The sequence below is a fragment of the Clostridium frigidicarnis genome (genome assembly GCF_900111985.1).
In the GTDB taxonomy this organism is placed as follows: Bacteria; Bacillota; Clostridia; order Clostridiales; family Clostridiaceae; genus Clostridium_Z; species Clostridium_Z frigidicarnis.
Genome location: NZ_FOKI01000010.1, coordinates 1 through 21,747 on the forward strand (window position 1 = coordinate 1; position 21,747 = coordinate 21,747).

20 protein-coding genes and 1 riboswitch are annotated in these 21,747 nt (G+C 29.1%); of the genes, 3 read left to right on the forward strand and 17 right to left on the reverse strand.

Features of this window, described 5'->3' with window-relative positions; all coding sequences use genetic code 11:
- From BM119_RS07895 to BM119_RS07915, 5 genes are all read right to left on the reverse strand, one after another.
- Positions 1-240 (reverse strand): transposase (locus BM119_RS07895; protein ID WP_143087308.1); only part of this gene is annotated, 240 nt, incomplete at its 3' end.
- Positions 241-489: 249 nt separating this feature from the next.
- Positions 490-678: a hypothetical protein gene (locus BM119_RS07900; RefSeq protein ID WP_090040376.1), complete on the reverse strand. Its 189-nt coding sequence runs from the start codon at positions 676-678 to the stop codon at positions 490-492.
- A 2-nt stretch (positions 679-680) separates the two neighbouring features.
- A complete protein-coding gene (gene pyrB / locus BM119_RS07905) occupies positions 681-1,604 on the reverse strand; it encodes an aspartate carbamoyltransferase (protein WP_090040377.1) in 924 nt (307 codons plus the stop codon).
- Between the two features lie 217 nt (positions 1,605-1,821).
- The gene (locus BM119_RS07910; protein ID WP_177199352.1) at positions 1,822-2,571 is read right to left on the reverse strand and encodes a serine hydrolase; all 750 of its coding nucleotides are present in this window, start codon (positions 2,569-2,571) and stop codon (positions 1,822-1,824) included.
- 647 nt (positions 2,572-3,218) lie between these two features.
- The gene (locus tag BM119_RS07915; protein WP_090040379.1) at positions 3,219-4,055 is read right to left on the reverse strand and encodes an undecaprenyl-diphosphate phosphatase; all 837 of its coding nucleotides are present in this window, start codon (positions 4,053-4,055) and stop codon (positions 3,219-3,221) included.
- Positions 4,056-4,543: 488 nt separating this feature from the next.
- Here BM119_RS07915 and BM119_RS07920 point away from each other — a divergent pair, with 488 nt between their 5' ends.
- Entirely contained in the window at positions 4,544-5,011 is a 468-nt protein-coding gene (locus BM119_RS07920) for a hypothetical protein (protein ID WP_090040380.1), read from the forward strand.
- A 65-nt stretch (positions 5,012-5,076) separates the two neighbouring features.
- Here BM119_RS07920 and BM119_RS07925 read toward each other — a convergent pair whose 3' ends face one another.
- From BM119_RS07925 to BM119_RS07980, 12 genes are all read right to left on the reverse strand, one after another.
- On the reverse strand, positions 5,077-6,192 hold the full coding sequence (locus BM119_RS07925) for a 4-hydroxybutyrate dehydrogenase (protein ID WP_090040382.1): 1,116 nt from the start codon (positions 6,190-6,192) through the stop codon (positions 5,077-5,079).
- A 24-nt stretch (positions 6,193-6,216) separates the two neighbouring features.
- A complete protein-coding gene (locus BM119_RS07930; RefSeq protein ID WP_090040383.1) occupies positions 6,217-7,581 on the reverse strand; it encodes an aldehyde dehydrogenase family protein in 1,365 nt (454 codons plus the stop codon).
- Between the two features lie 25 nt (positions 7,582-7,606).
- On the reverse strand, positions 7,607-8,137 hold the full coding sequence (locus tag BM119_RS07935; protein ID WP_090040385.1) for a 2-oxoacid:acceptor oxidoreductase family protein: 531 nt from the start codon (positions 8,135-8,137) through the stop codon (positions 7,607-7,609).
- 13 nt (positions 8,138-8,150) lie between these two features.
- The gene (locus tag BM119_RS07940) at positions 8,151-8,909 is read right to left on the reverse strand and encodes a thiamine pyrophosphate-dependent enzyme (RefSeq protein ID WP_090040387.1); all 759 of its coding nucleotides are present in this window, start codon (positions 8,907-8,909) and stop codon (positions 8,151-8,153) included.
- The gene (locus BM119_RS07945; protein WP_090040388.1) at positions 8,909-10,030 is read right to left on the reverse strand and encodes a 2-oxoacid:acceptor oxidoreductase subunit alpha; all 1,122 of its coding nucleotides are present in this window, start codon (positions 10,028-10,030) and stop codon (positions 8,909-8,911) included. Before BM119_RS07945 ends, BM119_RS07940 begins: the two co-directional genes overlap by 1 nt.
- The gene (locus tag BM119_RS07950; RefSeq protein ID WP_090040390.1) at positions 10,023-10,211 is read right to left on the reverse strand and encodes a 4Fe-4S dicluster domain-containing protein; all 189 of its coding nucleotides are present in this window, start codon (positions 10,209-10,211) and stop codon (positions 10,023-10,025) included. Before BM119_RS07950 ends, BM119_RS07945 begins: the two co-directional genes overlap by 8 nt.
- Positions 10,212-10,244: 33 nt before the next feature.
- Positions 10,245-11,576, reverse strand: a complete 1,332-nt coding sequence (locus BM119_RS07955; RefSeq protein ID WP_090040391.1) for an acetyl-CoA hydrolase/transferase family protein — start codon at positions 11,574-11,576, stop codon at positions 10,245-10,247.
- A gap of 29 nt (positions 11,577-11,605) precedes the next feature.
- Positions 11,606-13,060, reverse strand: coding sequence for a 4-hydroxyphenylacetate 3-hydroxylase family protein (locus BM119_RS07960; RefSeq protein ID WP_090040393.1), 1,455 nt, complete (start codon positions 13,058-13,060; stop codon positions 11,606-11,608).
- A gap of 246 nt (positions 13,061-13,306) precedes the next feature.
- Positions 13,307-14,365, reverse strand: coding sequence for a sigma-54 interaction domain-containing protein (locus BM119_RS07965; protein ID WP_242948371.1), 1,059 nt, complete (start codon positions 14,363-14,365; stop codon positions 13,307-13,309).
- A 48-nt stretch (positions 14,366-14,413) separates the two neighbouring features.
- Positions 14,414-15,292, reverse strand: coding sequence for a YitT family protein (locus tag BM119_RS07970; protein WP_090040396.1), 879 nt, complete (start codon positions 15,290-15,292; stop codon positions 14,414-14,416).
- A gap of 150 nt (positions 15,293-15,442) precedes the next feature.
- A riboswitch (cobalamin riboswitch) is annotated at positions 15,443-15,628 on the reverse strand.
- Between the two features lie 273 nt (positions 15,629-15,901).
- Positions 15,902-17,464, reverse strand: a complete 1,563-nt coding sequence (gene pckA, locus BM119_RS07975; protein WP_090040397.1) for a phosphoenolpyruvate carboxykinase (ATP) — start codon at positions 17,462-17,464, stop codon at positions 15,902-15,904.
- 673 nt (positions 17,465-18,137) lie between these two features.
- Positions 18,138-19,115 (reverse strand): type I phosphomannose isomerase catalytic subunit, encoded by a 978-nt coding sequence (locus BM119_RS07980; protein ID WP_090040399.1) that lies wholly within the window; start codon positions 19,113-19,115, stop codon positions 18,138-18,140.
- 293 nt (positions 19,116-19,408) lie between these two features.
- Here BM119_RS07980 and BM119_RS07985 point away from each other — a divergent pair, with 293 nt between their 5' ends.
- Both BM119_RS07985 and BM119_RS07990 read left to right on the forward strand, forming a co-directional pair.
- Complete coding sequence (locus BM119_RS07985; RefSeq protein WP_090040400.1) at positions 19,409-20,764, forward strand: Mur ligase family protein; 1,356 nt, start codon at positions 19,409-19,411, stop codon at positions 20,762-20,764.
- Positions 20,765-20,782: 18 nt separating this feature from the next.
- Positions 20,783-21,517 carry a type 1 glutamine amidotransferase gene (locus tag BM119_RS07990; RefSeq protein ID WP_090040407.1) on the forward strand — a complete coding sequence of 245 codons (735 nt, stop codon included), beginning with the start codon at positions 20,783-20,785 and terminating at the stop codon, positions 21,515-21,517.
- The last annotated feature ends 230 nt before the right edge of the window (positions 21,518-21,747 follow it).

Sequence of the window (21,747 nt, forward strand, 5' to 3'; positions counted from 1 at the left end):
CTTTTCAATAGCTTTTTTATATTCTTTCTTATAATTAGGTATTATTTCATTATTCTTAGGCTCTTTTGGCTCTAATGTTTGAGAATAACGACGATAATTATTAACCCATCTACTTAATAATTGGGGATTTAAGTCGTACCTTTTAGCAATTAAAATATTGCTTCCTGATTCTAAAACTTCCTTAACAAATGAAACTCTTTGATCTTCTGAAAACTTTCTTGTAAATATTTTTTTCTCCATCCCTTAGACCTCCTAATCATCTTAAAACTATTTTACTTTGTTTGAGTAAACATTGTCCATTCTAATTAGGGGGCCTATAGGACTTCAACTTCCAACTCATAACTTATGACTCTTTATAATTTACAATTAAAGATTACAGCAATCTTTCTATTAAAAATCTAAAATTTAATTATCAGTTTTTTACACAGTAAAAAAACATACTTGATTGTCAATCTTTAATTTTCAATTCTCAATTTTTTAAACTTGTTACTATTTAATTATTTTTTGTATAAAGTCACAGTACTCACATTTATATTCCATATTATCCTTATCAACTAAACGTAATCTTTGCTCCACATAAACTTCTGTCCTTGTTGCACACTTCTTATTTGTGCAACATACTTTCTTATCCATCATTTGTGGTAAAATACCACTTATGTTTTTAACATTATTAATCATAATTACTTCACCCCCACAAGTTTTGCAATTAATGCCATTCTTACATACATTCCAAACTTAGCTTGCTTAAAATAACATGCTCTATTATCCTTATCAACCTCATATGCTATTTCATTTACTCTTGGTAATGGATGCATAACTATCATATCCTTTTTTCCCATATTCATTTTTTCACTATCTAAAATATAGCTATTTTTTAATCTTTCATATTCCTCTTGATTATCAAATCTTTCTCTTTGAATCCTAGTCATATAAAGTATGTCTATTTTATCCATAGCTTCTTCTAATGACTTTACCTCATCATAAGGAATATTATTTTTATCTAATACCTCTTTTTTTATATACTCTGGGATACTTAGTTCTTTTGGCGAAATCAAGATAAATTTTATGTTTTCATATCTTGACATTGCTTTTATAAGGGAATGTACAGTTCTTCCATATTTAAGATCCCCACATAATCCTATGACATGATTATTTAGGTTACCTTTTAAAGTTTTTATTGTTAGAAGATCTGTTAATGTTTGAGTTGGATGTTGGTGACCACCATCACCTGCATTGATTATTGGAATTTCTGAATAAAGAGATGCTATTTTAGCTGACCCTTCTAATGGGTGTCTCATTGCAATTACATCTGCATAACATGAAACTGTTCTTACTGTGTCTGCTATAGACTCTCCTTTTGTAACTGAACTTGAACCTGGTTCTGAAAATCCTATTACATTTCCTCCAAGTCTTATCATTGCAGCTTCAAATGAAAGTCTAGTTCTTGTGCTTGGTTCATAGAAAAGAGTGGCAAGTATTTTGCCATTGCATAAATTTGAAAAGTTTTTTGGATTTAAACTTATTTCCTGTGCTAAATTTAGAATTTCATCTAATTCTTCTTTAGAAAAATCCCTTGGATCAATTAAGTGTTTTCCTTTTAACATAAATTATCACTCCTTCTTAACATCTCTGTGTTAACTTAAAGGTTTTAAAGCATTAAAAAAGCCTTCCCTAAAATTAAGGAAGGCGTGATTACACTTAAAAACTCGTACAACTGTACGAAAAAATTTTATAGTCTTCCTTAATGACCTCTCTGGATCACATTTAAAGGTTATTTATTTAAGACACATTATATTATAGTTAGTTATATTTGTCAACAACTTATTTCCAGCTATTTTCTATTATATCTATAGCTATTTTACCTGATTTAGCTAAAGTTACAGCACCGTAAACATCACTTGGTATGTCTTTAGATAGTATTGTAAAAGCGAACTTCCCTTTTGGATGATTTAAATAACAGCTATCATTTTCTCCTTTATTTATACTTCCACCTTTACATGATATATTTTCTCTATCTCCTTTTGAATAATAAAAAGCTATTTTATCTTTAACTGGTTGAGCTTTCAAAGTATTAACAATAAAATCTTTATTGTCTTTACATATATATTCTGTTTTATTTATTATCTTCCAACATTTTGATAAATCATATGCACAGGTTTCTGCTTTTAATTTTCCATCTATAATTTTTGTATTCTTAAGACCTATATCTTTCATATACTTATTAAACTTATCTACACCTAAAAGCCCCACAAGAATTTCATATGCAGTATTATCATTTTGAATAAGCATAAAAATTAACAATTCCTCTATTGTACATTCCTTAGGCTTTAAATAACTTAATATAGTATTTTTCTCTATACATTCTTCTGACATGAAAATTGTGTCCTTAAGTTTTAAATTTCCTTGTTCTACTTCTTTTAACAACGCAAGAGCTAAGGGAATATGTATACACGCTCCAGCATCAGTAACTAAATTTTCATTAAACCCATATACATAACCACAATCTAAATCTTCAAAATAAAATCCATATTCACCTAGCCTAGATTCTAAATACTTCTTTATCTCTTTCATATAAATCCCCCATACCCTAAATTTTTCCCTCATATATACCTTAACTTATATTATATCTATACTAGACAATATTTGAAACACTATTTTAAATTTTCTGTATTTTTTACAAATATGTTTCATTTTTTTCATGTAATTCTCACTTTTACCCTTTAATTACAATTTTATATATGCTAATATGTTCTATTAATATGCATATTATTTTTCACCTTTACTTTCAACTCTCACTTTTCAATTTTAACCTAAAAAAGACTCTACATATTTAATGTCTTTTAAAGTTATCCACCAATTTAAAATCAGTATCTTGATTCCTTTTTTATTAAATAACCTACAATTCAACTTTGATCCTCTCTTTTTAACATTATTTGGTCATTAACTATTTTTCTATATATTAGAATTTTTTCAATACTTTAGGTATAATTAATTTATTTTATATAAAAAAAGAAATCCAGCTTATAAAAACTGAATTTCCTAACCAACTTATTCTTTAAGTGACGAGTTGAGTTTGACTTTTCTAAGAAAAATCTAAAATTAAATTATTAGTTTCTTTGAACTAAGTGGAAAAAACATACTTTCTCTAAGCTCTGCACTTTCCAACTAGCATAAACTTACACATCTTGAAACTTGCCACTTTTCACTTTTTAAAATTTTTAGCTTACAACAGATATTACTCCTACTGCAGCTAAAACTAATAATAATACACCTACTATTATTCTATATACAGCAAATACTCTCATAGGTCTCTTCTTTAAGAATGCTATAAATCTATCTACAACAATTAATGCAACTAAGAACGCAACTAAAAACCCTACTATTAATGCAATAGTTTGATCTCCGGTTAATCCACGTAGATCATATTTAAATAACTTTAATCCTGATGCCCCTACCATTACTGGTAATGCTAAGAAAAATGAAAACTCTGCTGCTATAGTATTGTTTAATCCGGAAATCCATCCTCCCATTATAGTTGAAGATGATCTTGACATTCCTGGCCATAAAGCTAAACACTGAAATATACCTATTTTAAGTGCTTGTCCATATGTAACATCTTCCATTCTAGTAACAGTTGCTTTTTTTCTATATTTGTTCTCTACAAATATAAGAAGTATTGCTCCAACTATTAACCCTGCTGAAACTGTAATAGTGTTAAATAAATTAGCTTCTATCCAATCGTCTAATAAAAGGCCAAAAATAGCTGCTGGTATTGCTCCAACAAGTATTACAGACCAAAATCTTAAACCCTCTTTTTCTAATTTAAAGAAGCTTTTAGTAGCCCCCCATATTTTATCCCAATATAAAACAACTATTGCAAGTATAGCTCCCAGCTGTATTACTACCTCAAACATACTAGCAAATGCTGGTGTAGCTGTAGTTTTAAATCCTATTAAATCATCAATTATTATCATGTGTCCTGTTGACGAAACAGGTATAAATTCCGTAATTCCTTCTACTATGGCAATTATTATAGCCTTAAATATTAGAAGCATAATTCTTCCTCTCTTTCATTAATTAAATTTTGAAATACAGAGTTATTATAAAATTATTTATGTATTTTGTCTACATCTTACATACAATTATAAAATTATATGATACTATATAAATTACTTTTAGTTTAGGCACATTCAAAAAACAATAGACCAGTATGCTTGTCTATTTTGCGTCATACTGCGTCAGTAAACTCAGCTAATAGCCTACTATTAACTGAATTCAATTCCTTGTTTGACACAAAATATACGACGCATCTTTGGTCTATTATTTTCTTTCATGTGCCTTATAAAATTTATACTTTATAAACTTAGTTCACAAAAATTTCTTAGTCAAATTAACTCTTACACGTTATAATTTTTATTATTGAGTATATTGTGTTAACTTTATTAAAATAATAACTTTGTAATTATTTTTTATTTAGAATGATACATTTATAAATGATAAGTTTCATATAATTCAATACATATATATCAATTTAGGAGGTATCATGAAAAATATTTTTTTAAACTTAATAAACCATTTATTTATAGTAAATTTTATTTACTACGGACACATGCTTCTTGTAAGTTTGTTTAACATAAGTAGCAACAATCTTCCAGCTATTGAATTTGTTTTAGCAATAATTTTATATATAACATTAAGCTATCTCTTTTTAAGCTATGATGAAGATCTTATATCTAGAATCTTAACTTTATTAATTGTTCCATTACTTTCTCTAATATTTTTTCTTACTCCACTACTTATATTTAAAGTTGGAATAAACACATTAAACGTAGACCCCATCTGGACTCCTTTTTTAGTTTTTAATGGTTTTGCACTTCCTTTAGTTGAAGTTATGGGAATAACTAACTCTTTTCTTTGCATAGTTTTTCTTATAATTCCTCCAGTTTCTTCTCTAGTAGGACTAGAACTAAAACATTTTAGGAAGAATAACTCTGAAGTTGAAGATGCATAACATATTAGAGGGGTGATTTGTATGCTATTACAAATCACCCCTCTAATTACTCTAAAATTTATTTTTTAAAACAATTTCTTATATATCTCTATCATATCAGCTTCTTTCATTTCAACATAATTATTTCCTAAAAGCCTTTGTTGAGTTTCTAAGACACTTTGAGAAAACGAATATATTTCCTCTTCTTTCATTCCATATTTCCTTAATGATTTTTTCTCTATCATATTACCTAAAAGTTTTTCTAGTTCTTCATATACTTTATCTTTACTAACATCCAATATAATTGATAACAATTGGTTTAACTCATCAATTTTTCCATTAGGATTTTTTTCTTTATAAAATTTAAATACTTCTATAAAAAACTGGTAATTAGCTTCACCATGTGGAACATGATATTTCCCGCCTAAAGGATATGACAATGCATGTACTGCACCAACTCCTGCATTACCAAAAGCTATTCCAGCATAATTACTTGCTATTAAAAAGTCTTCTATTATTTTCTTTCTATAATCTTTTCCATTGTTTTGAACTTCTTTATAGCCATTTATTATCATTTTTATAGCTTCAACACTAAACATTTCTGTATATACATTAGCTTTGGGAGATATAAAAGATTCTATCGCATGTATTAATGCATCTATTGAACTATATACAAAAAATTCATAAGGTAGTCCTTTTACAAGTTCTGGTATCAATACTGCATAATCAGCATAAAGCTCATCTACTGCTAAGCCAAGCTTAGTTCCCTTAGATTTTATTTCTGCAATAGAAATGTTTGTAACTTCACTTCCAGTTCCACAAGTAGTTGGGACTATTATAAGTTCTCTTGCTTTTACTGCCGGAATTGTTTTCTCAAACAACTCTTTTGTACTAGTAACATCTTTAAGAGCTAATACCTTTGAAATATCTATTATAGATCCTCCACCTATTCCAATAATTCTTTTACAATCTTTCTCTTGTACATAACGAATTATTTTATCCATAATATCATCTGAAGGTTCTCTTAAGTTGTAGTCCTCTTGAAAGATATACACGCAATTTATATTTAATTTTTTTAAAAATGTTTCATATAAAAATTTATTTGTAAATATACAATCTTCTTGTCCTACATTAAATGAATCTATAAAATCTTTACAACACTCAAACTTATGAATTTGTTGTTTTAATTCTAGCAACTTCATTTTATTCACCTCCTATATTTTTTATTAATTCCAGATTTCTTCATCACTAGGTGCCTTTACACCTTCATTAAATAGCCCTATTCTTGATACATTTATTAAATGTTTATAATCTAAATTCTCAGAGATACTATTATTTCCCCATGACCCACATCCTAATGTGGTAGTTGGTGCAAACCCGTTATATATTGATCCACCAGCCCCTGTAGAACATGGTTGATTTACAACTAGTCTACTAACTGTTAACATGTCCCCTGCCAATTTTATATTGCCCATATTATTTGAATGTATTGAACATGAATGTCCTTTACCTTCTAAATTCAAGTTGGTTTGTGCTATATCCAATGCTTCCTCAAAATTATCATACTCAAAAGATATCATTACTGGACACATTTTTTCCTTACATAATACATCCTTGTCACCTGCTCCTCTAGCCTTTAATATGATAACTTTTGCATTTTCCGGAACACTTACCCCTACTATTTCACCTATAGTTTTAACACTTTGTCCAACAATTTTTCTATTTATACTGCCATCTTTAAATATTACATTTGCAAACTTTTCAATTGTTTCATTATCTTCAACATAATATGCTCCATTATTTTGAAATTCCTTCATTATTTCATTATAGTTTTCTTTAGGAGCTATTATACTTTGTTCTCCAGAACATATTATTCCATTATCAAAAGTTCTTCCTGTTATTATTTTAGGTACAACTTTCTTTATATCAACATTTTTGTCTATTATACATTGAACATTTCCTGCCCCTACACCATAAGCTGGTTTTCCACTGCTATATGCTGATCTAACCATATCCATTCCACCTGTAGCTACAACTACATCTGCAGATTTCATAAGTTCTGCTGTAAGTTCAATTGAAGGTTCTTCTATTACTTGAATTAAATTTTCTGGTGCATTAAATTTTTTAATTTCTTTATTAAAAAGATCAACAACATATTTAGCACATTTTTTTCCTCTTGGATGTGGAGCTACTATTATTGCATTTCTTCCTTTTAATGCAAACATAGCATTACACATAGGTGTTACTATAGGATTTGTACAAGGTGTAACAGCAGCTATAACTCCTTTAGGTTTTGCAACCATTATAAGTGCCTTTTTTTTATCTTCATCTATTATTCCTACTGACTTTTTATCCTTTAAATTATTCCATATAAGTTTGGATTTACCTCTGTTTTTTGCCACCTTATCCTCATACACACCCATCCCAGTTTCGTCTACTGCCATTTTTGCTAATTCTTCTGCATTGTCATAAATTACTTTACCTATTGCCCTTACTACTTCATCTACTTGCTTTTGTGAAAATCCTTCAAATTCCTTTTGAGCATTTCTTCCTTTAGCCATAAGTTCTTTAATACATATATTAGATTCCATTTTTAAATTCCCCCTATTATTAAAGCTATGCACATACACTAGCCATATTTATTCCAGCCTCAAAAGCTAACAAATTTTTATCTATACTAAATTTAGGAACATTTCTACAAATAGCTTCTTTTAAAGCTTCACAACTTACTATTTTTGTAATCTCTGCAAATATTCCAAGACAAAGCATATTTATAGACTGTGGATTTTTTAATACATCCTCAGTATATTTTGCTATATTAAATCTTCTATAATTTTTTATATTTCTTACATCTATATTTTCATCTACAATAATCATGGCCTCTTTCTTAGAACACTTAATAAATTTATCAAGTCCCTTTTGACTTAATGCAAATATTATATCTGCATTTGTCACTCTTGGATAACATATATCGTTTTCAGATATTATTACATCAGCTCTACAGCATCCACCTCTGGACTCTGGTCCATAATTTTGTGTTTGGATTACATGTTTTCCATCTATTACAGCTGCTTCCGCTAATATTACTCCTGACTTAACTATCCCCTGTCCACCTAATCCAGTAAATATAATCTGCTTTTTATCCATAGAATTTACCTCCTTAAAATTTGTTTAAGTATTCCTGAATGTACTCAGGCTCCCTTGTATTTTTTATAACCCCTATTTCAAAGTTTTTTCCTGCATCATTCTTTAGAAGCTTAATCATATCTGATGGCTTTCCAAGTTTATTTCTTCTACCATATTGCACAGGACATGTAGTTAATGCCTCTACAATGGAAAACCCTTTATTTTCAAAACTTTGTTTTATCATTGAAACTAAATGTTTATAATGTGCAACTGTACTTCTTGCTACATAAGTTGCTCCAGCTGCCTCTGATAGTTTGCATATATCAAAATCTCTTGATATATTTCCTTCTTCAGTTGTTGTAGTTCTAGCATTTAGTGGTGTTGTTGGTGAACACTGACCGCCTGTCATTCCATATATATTATTGTTAAACACTATTATATTAAGATCTATATTTCTCCTACATCCATGTATAAGATGGTTTCCACCTATTGCAGCACAATCTCCATCTCCAGTTATTACAATTACCTTTAACTCTGGATTAGCTAATTTTATACCTGTTGCATAAGGTATTGCTCTTCCATGAAGAGTATGTACAGTATCAAATTTCATATATTGAGCTGCTCTTGATGAACATCCTATTCCTGACACAATACACACTTTATCTTTATCTATATCTAATGAATCTATGGCTTCTACTAAAGCACTTAAAATTATTCCATTACCACATCCAGCACACCATATATGAGGAAGATTTTCTTTTCTTAAATATTGATTTACTAAAGTTTCCTTCATTACACTTCCCCCTCAATCTTTACTTTAATTTCTTGTGGCTCAAATATTTCACCACAATACTTATTTATACCTACTACCTCACACCTAGTTCCAACAATCCTTTGAACCTCATAAATTAATTGTCCTGCATTTAACTCTGGAACAAATATTTTTTCTATATTATTTTTTACTACTATTTCTAGTAATTTTTTTTCTGGAAATGGCCATATAGTATATGGTACAAATAGTCCTGTTTCCTTCAAATCTCCATTTTCAACAAGTTCATTACAAAGTCTAGATACTGATCCAAAGGCCACTATAAGCTTTTTACATTTATCAGTTTCTATTGCATCATACATTACTATTTCATCTCTATTTTTATCTATTTTCCCCATTAATCTTTCTAAAAGATCTTGTGCTACCTCATTTGAATTAGATGGATAACCTAATTCATCATGAACAAGACCAGTGGTATGAAACTTATATCCCTTGCCTATTGGTGCCATTTTGGGCACTAAATCATCTGTAACTTTATATGCCTTAAAATCTTCATTGTTTTCAGGAATTTTTCTACTTATTATCTCTATGTCGTCTTTTATTTCAACACTTTCCCTCATATGAGCTATAACTTCATCCATTAAAAGTATTACTGGAATTCTATATTTTTCAGCATAATTAAATGCCTTTATTGTTAAGTCATATATATTTTTTACACTAGTAGGTGCCAAAGCTATAACAGGATGATCTCCATGAGTTCCCCATTTACTCTGCATAATATCCCCTTGTGATACCGATGTTGGAAGCCCTGTACTTGGCCCGCCCCTCATTACATCTACAATTACACAAGGTATCTCAGCCATTGAAGCATAGCCAATAACTTCTTGTTTTAATGAAAACCCTGGTCCACTGGTTGCAGTCATTGTTTTGAGTCCTGCTAAGGATGCCCCAACTACAGCTGCTGCTCCAGCTATTTCATCCTCCATTTGTATAAACTTACCTCCTGCCTTTGGAAGCATAACCGATGAAATTTCAGCAATTTCACTGGCTGGACTTATAGGATAACCTGCATAAAATTTCATTCCTGCCTTTATAGCCCCTTTAACACAGGCCTCATTTCCTTGCATTAACACTAAATTACTCATCATTATCACCTCTTAGATTAATTGCAAAGTCTGGACATGAATTTTCACAAATCCCACATTTAATGCATTGATTTTCCCTAACTATTATTGCTTTTCCTAAATTTTTTTCCAAAACTTTTTTAGGGCATAGATCTATACAAATTCCGCATCCTTTACAAAATTTTTCATTTATATATAGCATTTTTTATTCCCCCTTAACCCCATTAAATCAATATTATTTATGAATTTTATAATAAATAAAATAATCAAATTTATGTTTAAATCTCTTTTCCCATTCCTCTATTAGCTCTCCTCTAAATTTAGGATGAGCTATATTTATTAAGGCTCTAGCTCTTTCTTTTAAAGTCTTTCCTTTTAACTCAGCTATACCATACTCTGTAACTACATAATGAATTTCATTTCTAAGTGTTGTTACTGTAGTTCCTTGTTTTAGAAATGGTACTATTCTTGATAATTTTCCATTAGAAGCTGTAGATGGAATTGCTATTATTGATTTTCCCTCTTGAGACATATTAGATCCTCTTATAAAATCCACCTGACCACCTGTGCCACTAAATTGTTTTGTTCCTATAGATTCAGCTGCAACTTGTCCCATTAAATCTATCTCAATACATGAATTTATGGATACCATTTTTTTATTTTGACTTATTATATTAGGATCGTTTACATAATCTACTGGATACATTTCTAACATAGGATTATTGTTTGCAAAGTCATATAACTTTCTTGTTCCCATTAAAAATGTAGCTACTATTTTTTTCTTATGAAATGTTTTCTTATTACCTGTTATAACACCAGATTCAACTAACTTTACTACTCCATCTGAAATCATCTCTGAATGTATTGCCAAATCTTTTTTATCTTTTAAATATAAAAGAACTGCATCTGGTATAGCACCAATTCCTAACTGTAATGTAGATTCATCTTCTATTAACTTAGAACAATTTTCTCCAATAGCTTTTTCCACATCTCCAATATTAGCCTCTGGTAATTCGATAACTGGATAATCAACCTCAACAATATAATCAATTTCACTCACATGTATAAAACAATCACCTAAAGTTCTAGGCATGTTTTTATTAACTTCGGCTATAACTATAGTTGCACATTCAGCCGCCGGTTTTGTATAGTCATTGGATACGCCAAAACTGCAATATCCATGCTCATCTGGCTCACTTACTTGTATTATTGCTACATCTACTTTTAAATACTCTTCTCTAAAAAGTTTAGGTATTTCTGAAAAAAAGCAAGGGGTGAAATCAGCTCTACCATTTTCTAATGCTTTTCTTGTTGATGGACCTGCAAACAAGGAATTATGCTTAAAATAATATTCCATACCCTCTTCCGCATATTTCCCTTCCCCCATACCTATCATATGAACTATTTCTATTAAGCTAAATTTTTCTTTTTCTTCTACCATAGCATCAATAACTTTTTTAGGTTCTCCAGCAGCATGTCCAATAACTACTCTAGATTTTGGCTTAATCTTAAATGCAGCTTCTTTTGCAGATACTAATTTTTCTTTATATATTTTTCTCCAATTCATAATTTCACTCCTTACCCTTGTTTTTAAAATTAATCTTTTATTTTAGCAATATTTTTTGCCAATTTTTTCTTACTTTCTAACTTTCCTTGTCTTGATATCATTATTCTTTGTGCCTGTGGTGAACCTGCTCCATGCATAGATTCTGTTCTATATCCTACTGCTGCACTTCCTAATGTCATATTTTCTATAAGTCTTAGGATTCTTATTCTATTTTCAGTAGGTACAGATGCTGCTCCCTTTAAGTATTTTTCTATATATGGTCCAACCTTTGGATCTTTAAAATCTTTTTCGGAAGGCATTGTTACCATTAATCCTCCAGCTATGTCCTCAGCTAATCTTGATATTTCATATGGATATCTAGTTATATTTTGCTTACATACATTTGCAAGTAAAAGATCTATTTGGTAGTTTCCTGATTTAGTGCTACAACCTTCGCATGAACAGGCTATACCACAACTATATAGTGTTTCATTTAAATGAATCATTTCTATAAGCTTATCTTTTATATGTGATGCTTTAGCCACCCCATTGTAATCTGCTGCTAGTGCAGATGCTCCTATTAAAACATCACCAACACCAACCTTACATCCACCATAACTTTGCCTATGATAACCTGCAAATCTCTCTACCAACATTCCTGAAAAATCTGTTTCACCATCTAAGAAAATTCTCTCATTAGGAACAAAAACATCATCAAAGATAGTAAGTGTTTCATGTCCACCAAAATTATGATTTCCTAAATCTATATCTACATCTTTCTCTAGTTTTCTTGTATCACAAGATTGTCTTCCATATATGCTTATTATTCCTTCTGTATCTACTGGAACTGCAAATGATATTGCCCAATCCTTATCATCTGGTCCCATTGTTATTGTAGGCATAACAAGAACTTCATGGGAATTTACCATACCAGTTTGATGTGCCTTTGCTCCTCTTACAACTACCCCGTCTTCTCTTCTTTCTACTACTCTAAGAAACAAATCTTTATCTGCTTGTTTATTTGGAGGTAAACCTCTATCTCCCTTAGGATCAGTCATTGCTCCATCAACTACTAAATCATTTTCTTGGACATATATCATATATTTCTTAAATCTTTCATGATAATCAGTTTTATAAGCTTCATCTACTTCAAAAGTAGTACTATAAACTGCATTAAATGCATCCATTCCAACACATCTTTGAAAACAAGACCCTGTTTTTTGGCCACATAAACGTTGCATTTTAACCTTATTTATTAAATCCTCTTTACTTTGATGAATATTACAGAATCTATTCACTTTCTTTCCTGTTAAATGAGATGTAGTTGTCATTATTCCTTCATACTGTGGATCTTGTGCTAACTCATAAGTCATTGCTACAGAGTTTAAGGATGGTCTTATCATTGGATGTTCTACAGGATTTTCTATTAATTCTCCAAAAAGATATATTTTTTGATTTAAAGCCCTTAAACTCTCTATATATTCTTCCCTAGTCTTTAAAGCCATTTTAAATATCCCCCTTTATTAATTTTCATTTTACTTACTTATAAAGCAACTATCATGCCAAGTCTCCTTTTATTACATCAACTCTTGAAATGCCTTGATTTCCTTGAAATAAAATAGCGATTATTTTATAAGCTAGTCATTGTTAAAATGCCTTTACTTATTAAAATAATCGCTAATTGTCGCTATATGTTGCCTTTGCATACCATATTGCAAAAATGCATACATTGATTTTTTGCAACTTTTAATTTATTCATCATGCCTTTTGATATTTTTATTTCTTTTTCTAATTAATGTAGATGGATCTATTCCTAAAGCTTTTGCAGCCATTCTTATATTTCCGTATCTCTCTACAGCATCCTCTATTATCTCAAATTCTATTTTTTGAGTAAATTCTTTAAGACTACACCCCTTTATTGAAAAATTATTTATTCCAAAAATAAATTCTTGTTCCACTTCAAATCCATTAATACACTCTGGTAAATCTTTTCTTTGGATTATAGTATTACCATTCATAACTATAGATCTTTCTATAATATTTCTTAATTCCCTAACATTCCCTGGCCAACTATATTCACATAAACATTTAATTGCTTCTTCACTAAAAGAAGAAACAAAGCCATATTGATCATTTATGTCTTTTAAAAAATAATTAATTAAAGGGACTATATCATCCTTTCTTTCCCTTAATGGAGGTATTTCTATTGGAAATACACTTAATCTATAGTAAAGATCCTCTCTAAACTTATTTTTTTCAATAAGTTCTATTAGATTTTTATTAGTAGCAGCTACAACCCGTAAGTCTACCTTTATACTATTTATTGATCCAACCCTTTCTATTTGATGTTCTTGTAAGACTCTTAAAAGTTTTACTTGAACCTCTAGTGGTAATTCCCCAACTTCATCTAAAAATATAGTACCTCCATGGGCTAATTGAAATAATCCCATTTTCCCGCCTTTATTAGCTCCCGTAAATGCTCCACTTTCATACCCAAATAGTTCTGATTCTATTAAATTTTCTGGTATAGCACCACAATTTATAGTTATAAAAGGATTATTTTTTCTATTACTATTGCAATGAATATATTTAGCAATTCCTTCTTTTCCAACACCGGTTTCCCCTAATATTAAAACTGTAGTATCAACCTTAGAAACCTTAGTTGCCATTTTTAATATATTAAGCATCTCTCTATCCTCAACAACCATATTACTTATATCATAAAGCTTATCTTTCATAACCTTATTATCTAAAATATTCATTTTTCCAAAATTATTATAATGCTCATTGTAAAGTTCACTCTCATTCATACTTGTTATCCCTCGCATTTTTTTATTATTCTGACTTTTCTTCAGATACTAGCATGAAATTTTTCTGAAACCTTCTCCAAAAATTTCGTGCACATTACTAACAGTTATAAAAGCATCATTATCTATTGAATATACATATTTGTTCAATCTAGGAAAATCTCTCTTCTTGATAACCACTACTATTACATTTTTAGTATTATTAGAAAATCCACCCTTTGCACTATAAATCGTAGACCCTCTCTCTAGTTCAGTTATTATATATTTTCGTATCTTTTCATATTCTTGGCTTATTATTGTAACTTCTTTATACATATTGATTTTTTCAAGAAGTGCATCTATAAGAAATCCATTAATAATAACTCCTAACATAGCATACATAGACAATTTAAGCCCAAAAGCAACTATAGCCATTATTGTAATGCATAAATCACATATCAATACACCTTTACCTAAATCTATATGAAAAAATTTATTTAATATTTTAGCTAATATATCTGTTCCACCCGTAGATGCATTTTGATTAAATACTATTGCCATTCCAACACCTGATATTAAAATTCCAAAAATCAATTCCAAAAAAATTTCCCCAGTAAGAGGTTTAGTTATAGGAATTACTTTTTCAAGAATAAAAATCATAAATGAAACTCCGAGACTTGCATATATTGTTTTTGCTCCAAAAGCCTTGCCTATGGCTAAAAATGCTATTATAAATAAGATTCCATTTATCATCAGCATTATCACGCCTACTGGAAAACTAGGAATAAATCTATTTATCACAATTGCTAGTCCATTAGCACCACCTGTGGCTAAATTATTAGGCATTAAGAAAAAATACATCCCACAGACAACAAGCGCCATTCCCACATTGATAAAAATAATTTCTTTTATACTTTTTTTGAAATTGATATTATCAAATCTTTTAATCATAAAACCCCTCCTTAAAAATAATAAAGCCCCTCTTTAAAATTAAGAGGGGCCAAGTTAACTAAATAAAATATTGTATATGAGCACACAAAAAACATGTAAATACTACTTTACAACATATATTCGTTAACACCCCCTATCACTCGTAGAGTTAATGGTGCATTAATAAAGGCAGGTCTTCTGACTCTGGTTCATCGTTATCTATTTCCTTCCCAGTAATATACCAGTGGATATAAACCTAGATTACTCCCCATTACAGCGGCGGGACCGTTCAAGATTTTAACTTGATTCCCTTTTAAATGAAAGAAACACTTTCATACCTCTATCTTACATTATTAACTTTTATCAGATCGCAATCATTGCTAATACTCTAACTTATTAGGTTAAAGATAATTACTATTTAAGTATATTGTTTTGTTAAAAAATAATCAATATGAAAACTTACAATTTACATATTCTTCTTATATAACAAAAAGCATTTACCATATAAACATATATAGCAAATACTTTTTATATAAATTTCAATATTATGCACATGAAAGAAAGTAATAAGTCAAATATACTAGCACACTGACTTGTTATTTCTTGAATGTGCCTTAAATAAATATAGTACTAAAATTTCGGTGCTGCATTAACTATTTCGCTTGGTACATCTGAAAACTTTTTAAAGTTTTCATTAAACTTCTTAGCAAGTTCTAAAGCACTTTCCTTATATTTATTTTTATCTTCCCATAAATTTTCAGGATTTAATATTTCACTTGGCACTCCACTACATTGTTCTGGCATTAGAACATTAAATATTGGGTGAGTAATCCATTGTGTGTTTTTAAATCTACCTTCTATGGCAGCTGTTACCATAGATCTTGTATACGATAGTTTAATCCTAGATCCAACTCCGTAAGATCCACCTATCCATCCAGTATTAATTAAATATACATCTACATTATTTTTCTCAATTCTTTCTCCTAATAGCTTGGCATACACTGTTGGATTCATAAGCATAAATGGTTCTCCAAAACATGCTGAAAATGTAGCTTGAGGTTCTTTTATTCCTCTTTCTGTTCCTGCAAGCTTACTTGTATACCCTGACATAAAGTGATACATTGCACCTTCCTTAGTTAACTTAGATACTGGTGGTAATACACCGAAAGCATCTGCTGTTAAAAATATTACAGTATCAGGGTTACCTGCCTTTTCATCCTCTTTTATATTATCTATGTGGTATATTGGATATGCAGATCTTGTATTTTCTGTAAGAGAGCCATCATCATAATCTGGATCTCCATTTTCATTTATAATAACATTTTCAAGTAATGATCCAAATTTTATTGCATTATAAATATCTTTTTCCTTGCTTGGATCTAAATTTATAGTCTTTGCATAACAACCTCCTTCAAAATTAAAAACTCCATTGTCATGCCAACCATGTTCATCATCACCTATAAGTCTTCTATTTGGATCTGTTGAAAGAGTTGTTTTTCCTGTTCCAGATAATCCGAAGAATATTGCTACATCATCTTTTTCCCCTACATTAGCAGAACAGTGCATAGGAAATACTCCTTTTATTGGTAGCAAAAAGTTCATAACAGAGAACATTGACTTCTTTATTTCCCCTGAATATTGCGTTCCACCTATTAAAACAATTTTTTTTGTGAAATCAACTAATATAAAAGCCTCTGAATTTATTCCGTCTTCTATACCCTTAGCCTTAAATCCTGGTGCTGAAATAACAGTAAATTCTGGTTGAAATTCTTTTGGTAAATTTTCTGTTCTTATGAACATTCTACTTGAAAATAATGCTTGTGATGCATACTCACACACTACTTTTATTGGTAAAGAATAATTTTCATCAGCACCTACATGTCCATTAAATACATATAATTCCTTATCTCTTAAGTATTCTGTAACTTTATTATATAAAATATCAAATGTTTTATTATCTGTTTTTAAATTTACACTTCCCCAATTAACTTTTTCTCTAGTTATATCATCCTCAACTATAAATCTATCTTTTGGAGATCTGCCTGTATATTTGCCTGTATTAATTACTAACGCTCCATTGTTTGCAAGCATACCTTCTCCATTTTCTAATGCCTTTGTAACCAATTTATTTTCAGATAAATTAGTATGGATACATTTACAATTTATTTTTAAATAACCTAAATCTGAATACATAATTAATCCCCCTAAGAAATATTATCTTCTTTATTATTTTAAAATGTTAGACAATTGAATTTTAAACGTTATTTTTATATAGTATATGTATATTGTTAATTGTTGTCTGTCATTACTTATTATATATTTTTATTTAGCATACTCTATTTACCCTTATAATATATATTATATACTTTTTCTTTTTATTGTAAAGTTTTTAGACTGCATAATATGGCACTAATTAAAATTAAGAGTTTTTTTGTATAAACTTATAAAATCTATACATTATATACTTAATAATTTATATTTTTCTACAAATTTATGAATTAATCCAAAAGTATATTTGCAGAATATAAGTACTTTTTTTGTGTAGAAATTCATCTGAGGTATCTAAAAAATAATAGTCCAAATATACAAGAATGCTGATCTATTCTTTTTTGAAAATGCCTCAATACAAAAAGAGGTCTAATCAACGCAAAATACCCAACAGCACACAGTAGTGTTCGTCAGATATTTTGCTAATGATTAAACCTCACTTTTCCTTATATAATTTGCCACGTTTTAATGAAAGATTAAGAATTGTGGTTAATTTCAAGTTTTTCCTAACAACATTAAGAAAAATATCATTAACTTGCAACTTGTAACTTAAATAAGTTCTCTTTTTATAGTTTACTAATATTTATACATTTCACTTTTATTTTAAAACTTCACTCATAATTGTACTTTGTACTTTTTCTATATTGGGAACATAACTTTTCAATACTTTTAAGTTTCCGCTTATACTATACTTTCCCAGTGTAGCTGGTATTAATATACTATCTCCTTTATTTATGCTTTCTTTTCCATTTTTATAAGTAACTTCTCCACTTCCTTCTACACATGTAAATATATAAAATCTCTCTTCATCGCTTTCTTCATTTAATATTCCATGTATATCATACTCTTCTAATGAAAAATGTTTGCATACTGCATGTATTGTTTTATCATAGTTACTTTTTTCTATTTTAATTCCTGTACTTCTTTCTCCATTTAAAGAAAAATCTATAACATCAAGAGCCTTTTCAACATGTATCTCTCTTCCTCTATTATAATCATATACCCTATATGTTGTATCTGAGTTTTGTTGTATTTCTGCTATAATTACGCCTTCTCCTATAGCATGAACCAGCCCGCTTTTAACAAAATACACTTCTCCTTTTTTTACTGGTATTTTGTTTAAGTAATCATCAAAACTCCCTGTTTCTATTGCTTTTACAAATTGCTCTCTTGTACAATTTTTAGTTCCTACCACTAGGTTTGCTCCTTCAAAAGCTTCAACAACATACCAAGCTTCTGTTTTTCCAAGGTCGTTCTCAACTTTTAATCCATACTCATCATCTGGATGAACTTGTACTGAAAGCTTATCTTGTGCATTTATAAGTTTTAATAATAATGGAAATCTATCTTTTTTTATTTCAGTTCCTAAAAGTTCTTCTCTTTTAACTTCTATTAATTTATCAAAAGACATTCCTTTAAATTCTCCATTACTAACTATGCCAGTTCCATTAGGATGACAAGCTATATCCCAACTTTCACCTATTTTACCTTCTGGAAGGTTATTTCTGAACAATTCAAAGTCTCTTCCACCCCATATTTTATCATAATAAATATTTTCAAATTTAATTGGATACATTGCAATTCCTCCTAGTACATTTTATTTTTGAATAATTATAAATTATTTAACACTAAATGCATTGATTATAAAGATACTATTAATTAAAATATATATTATGTCTTCTACTATTCAAAAATACTAAATAACATTAATTTTAACGTTTCCAAGTATTTTTCTATAATATATTTATCTATTATAAGAATAATTTTATCAAAAACTCCAAATAAACACCATAGTAGTATTGGGATTCTATTGATTATTATTGTTTTTTGTTGTATATAATTTAAGTAGACTAGTTATAAATTAAGGTGGTGTTCAAAATTAATATTAAATCTTTTATAAGTATTATAAGTGCAAAAATTACACTATTTTTAGCTAAACACCTTTTTAAGGGCGGAAGTAATTTCCCTGGAAGAGTTGCTTTAAAAATCGATAAAGATGTACTTAAGCCTTTAAGCAATGGATATAAGGTAGTATTAGTTACTGGAACTAACGGTAAAACTACTACTACTAGCATGATTTATAATATCCTTAAGTCACAAGGCTTAGATGTTATAACAAACAATACTGGTGCAAACATGCTTCCTGGTATAGTTGCCTGTTTTGCTGACAATTATAAATTCTTTTATGAAAAAGAAAGATTTGCTGTAATAGAAGTTGACGAAGCAAATGTTAAATTTATTACAAAGCATATAACTCCAAATATCATAACAATAACTAATTTATTTAGAGATCAGCTAGATAGGTATGGGGAGGTATATACAACTCTTGAAAAAATCATGGAAGGTGTTGTTAATGTACCTGAAAGCAAATTAATTCTTAATGGTGATGAATCCTTACTTGGAAAACTAAACGTTCCAAATGAAATTATATACTATGGATTTAATGAATCACTTAATACATCAAAAACTGCTGACTTAAATGCAGATGCAAAGTTCTGTAAAGTCTGTAAAGCTCCATATAAATATAACTTTATTACATATAACCATTTAGGTGATTTCTATTGCGATAATTGTGGATACCGTAGAGAAACTTTAAAGTATATGGTTAATTCAATTTTAGAAGTCACTCCGGATAGCTCTAAAGTTCTTATAAACAACTCTGAAATTAATTTAAGCCAATCTGGTATATATAATGTTTATAATGCTCTTTGTGCTTATTCCATAACCCATGAACTTGGAGTTGGAACAAAATCTATTGTTAGCTCTCTTGAAAATCAAAGTGCTAGTTTTGGAAGACAAGAAGTTATAAATATTGATGATAAAGAAATTAAAATATTCTTAGTTAAAAACCCTGCTGGATATAATCAAGCTTTAGATACTATATGTTTTTCTAAAGAAAATCTTTCTCTTGCATTCTTCTTAAATGATAATTATGCCGATGGAAGAGATATCTCATGGCTTTGGGATGTTAACTTTGAACATTTAAATAATTTAAATGTCGATGATATTTCAATAGGTGGTATAAGACTTTATGATATGGCTATTAGATTAAAGATTTCTGGTTTAAATTATGATGAATTTAAACTATGTGATAATTATGATAAGATGACAGATGCTATCAAGTCAAGTAAGAATAAAAAAGTATATGTTCTTGCAACTTATACTGCTATGATCAATTATAGAAAATATCTTCATACTAAAGGATATATTAAAAACCTTTGGTAATAAAAAGGAGTGTATGTAATGGAATTAAATATATGCCATTTATATCCTGACTTACTTAATGTTTATGGTGATTTAGGAAATATATTAATATTAAAATATAGAGCTGAAAAAAGAGGAATTACTGTAAATATTCACAATATATCTATGGGTGATGAATTTGATGGCAGTAAATATGACATAGTCTTCTTTGGTGGTGGTCAAGACTATGAGCAATCTATTGTTTCTAAAGATTTAATAGATACTAAAAGGGATTCTATTAAAGATTACATAGAGAATTCTGGTGTGTTCTTAGCTATATGTGGAGGATACCAACTTTTAGGCAAACATTATTCAACACCAGCTGGTGAAAAACTTGATGGACTAAATATACTTGATTTATATTCAGAAGCTGGTGATAAAAGATTTATAGGAAATACAATTATATTTAATGAAGAGTTTAATGAAACTTATGTAGGATTTGAAAATCATTCCGGTAGAACTTATCTAGGTGATTCTCTAAAACCATTAGGAAATTGTATCTTAGGCTATGGTAATAATGGTGAAGATAAAAAAGAGGGTTGTATATACAAAAATACTTTTTGTACATACTTCCACGGATCTTTACTATCTAAAAATCCTGAATTAGCAGATAGATTATTAAATTTATCTTTAAACAAAAGATACAATGATGTTGTTCTAGAACCCTTAGATGACTCTATTGAATCAAATGCAAAACAACACATAATTAATTCAAATAAAAACAATGAAAAATAAATAACAAGTCAAAGATGCGACGGATATTTTGTAAACTAGCATACTGACAGTTATTTATTTGAATGTGACTTAATAAAAGCTATAAATGTATTTTTTTAATACATTTATAGCTTTTATATTGTTGCACCTTCAGTATTTACCTTATTCTTAGTACTAACTTATATAATTCTTATTATAATTCCACTTTCAATTTTATATACTTTTCACTTATTCTGTAATCTTCAATTATT

Excerpts from the sequence above, each read along its gene's own strand:
- BM119_RS07900 (WP_090040376.1), bottom strand. The coding sequence starts at position 678 with ATGATTAATAATGTTAAAAACATAAGTGGTATTTTACCACAAATGATG.
- pyrB (WP_090040377.1), bottom strand. The coding sequence starts at position 1,604 with ATGTTAAAAGGAAAACACTTAATTGATCCAAGGGATTTTTCTAAAGAA.
- BM119_RS07910 (WP_177199352.1), bottom strand. The coding sequence starts at position 2,571 with ATGAAAGAGATAAAGAAGTATTTAGAATCTAGGCTAGGTGAATATGGA.
- BM119_RS07915 (WP_090040379.1), bottom strand. The coding sequence starts at position 4,055 with ATGCTTCTAATATTTAAGGCTATAATAATTGCCATAGTAGAAGGAATT.
- BM119_RS07920 (WP_090040380.1), top strand. The coding sequence starts at position 4,544 with ATGAAAAATATTTTTTTAAACTTAATAAACCATTTATTTATAGTAAAT.
- BM119_RS07925 (WP_090040382.1), bottom strand. The coding sequence starts at position 6,192 with ATGAAGTTGCTAGAATTAAAACAACAAATTCATAAGTTTGAGTGTTGT.
- BM119_RS07930 (WP_090040383.1), bottom strand. The coding sequence starts at position 7,581 with ATGGAATCTAATATATGTATTAAAGAACTTATGGCTAAAGGAAGAAAT.
- BM119_RS07935 (WP_090040385.1), bottom strand. The coding sequence starts at position 8,137 with ATGGATAAAAAGCAGATTATATTTACTGGATTAGGTGGACAGGGGATA.
- BM119_RS07940 (WP_090040387.1), bottom strand. The coding sequence starts at position 8,909 with ATGAAGGAAACTTTAGTAAATCAATATTTAAGAAAAGAAAATCTTCCT.
- BM119_RS07945 (WP_090040388.1), bottom strand. The coding sequence starts at position 10,030 with ATGAGTAATTTAGTGTTAATGCAAGGAAATGAGGCCTGTGTTAAAGGG.
- BM119_RS07950 (WP_090040390.1), bottom strand. The coding sequence starts at position 10,211 with ATGCTATATATAAATGAAAAATTTTGTAAAGGATGCGGAATTTGTATA.
- BM119_RS07955 (WP_090040391.1), bottom strand. The coding sequence starts at position 11,576 with ATGAATTGGAGAAAAATATATAAAGAAAAATTAGTATCTGCAAAAGAA.
- BM119_RS07960 (WP_090040393.1), bottom strand. The coding sequence starts at position 13,060 with ATGGCTTTAAAGACTAGGGAAGAATATATAGAGAGTTTAAGGGCTTTA.
- BM119_RS07965 (WP_242948371.1), bottom strand. The coding sequence starts at position 14,365 with ATGAATGAGAGTGAACTTTACAATGAGCATTATAATAATTTTGGAAAA.
- BM119_RS07970 (WP_090040396.1), bottom strand. The coding sequence starts at position 15,292 with ATGATTAAAAGATTTGATAATATCAATTTCAAAAAAAGTATAAAAGAA.
- pckA (WP_090040397.1), bottom strand. The coding sequence starts at position 17,464 with ATGTATTCAGATTTAGGTTATTTAAAAATAAATTGTAAATGTATCCAT.
- BM119_RS07980 (WP_090040399.1), bottom strand. The coding sequence starts at position 19,115 with ATGTATCCAATTAAATTTGAAAATATTTATTATGATAAAATATGGGGT.
- BM119_RS07990 (WP_090040407.1), top strand. The coding sequence starts at position 20,783 with ATGGAATTAAATATATGCCATTTATATCCTGACTTACTTAATGTTTAT.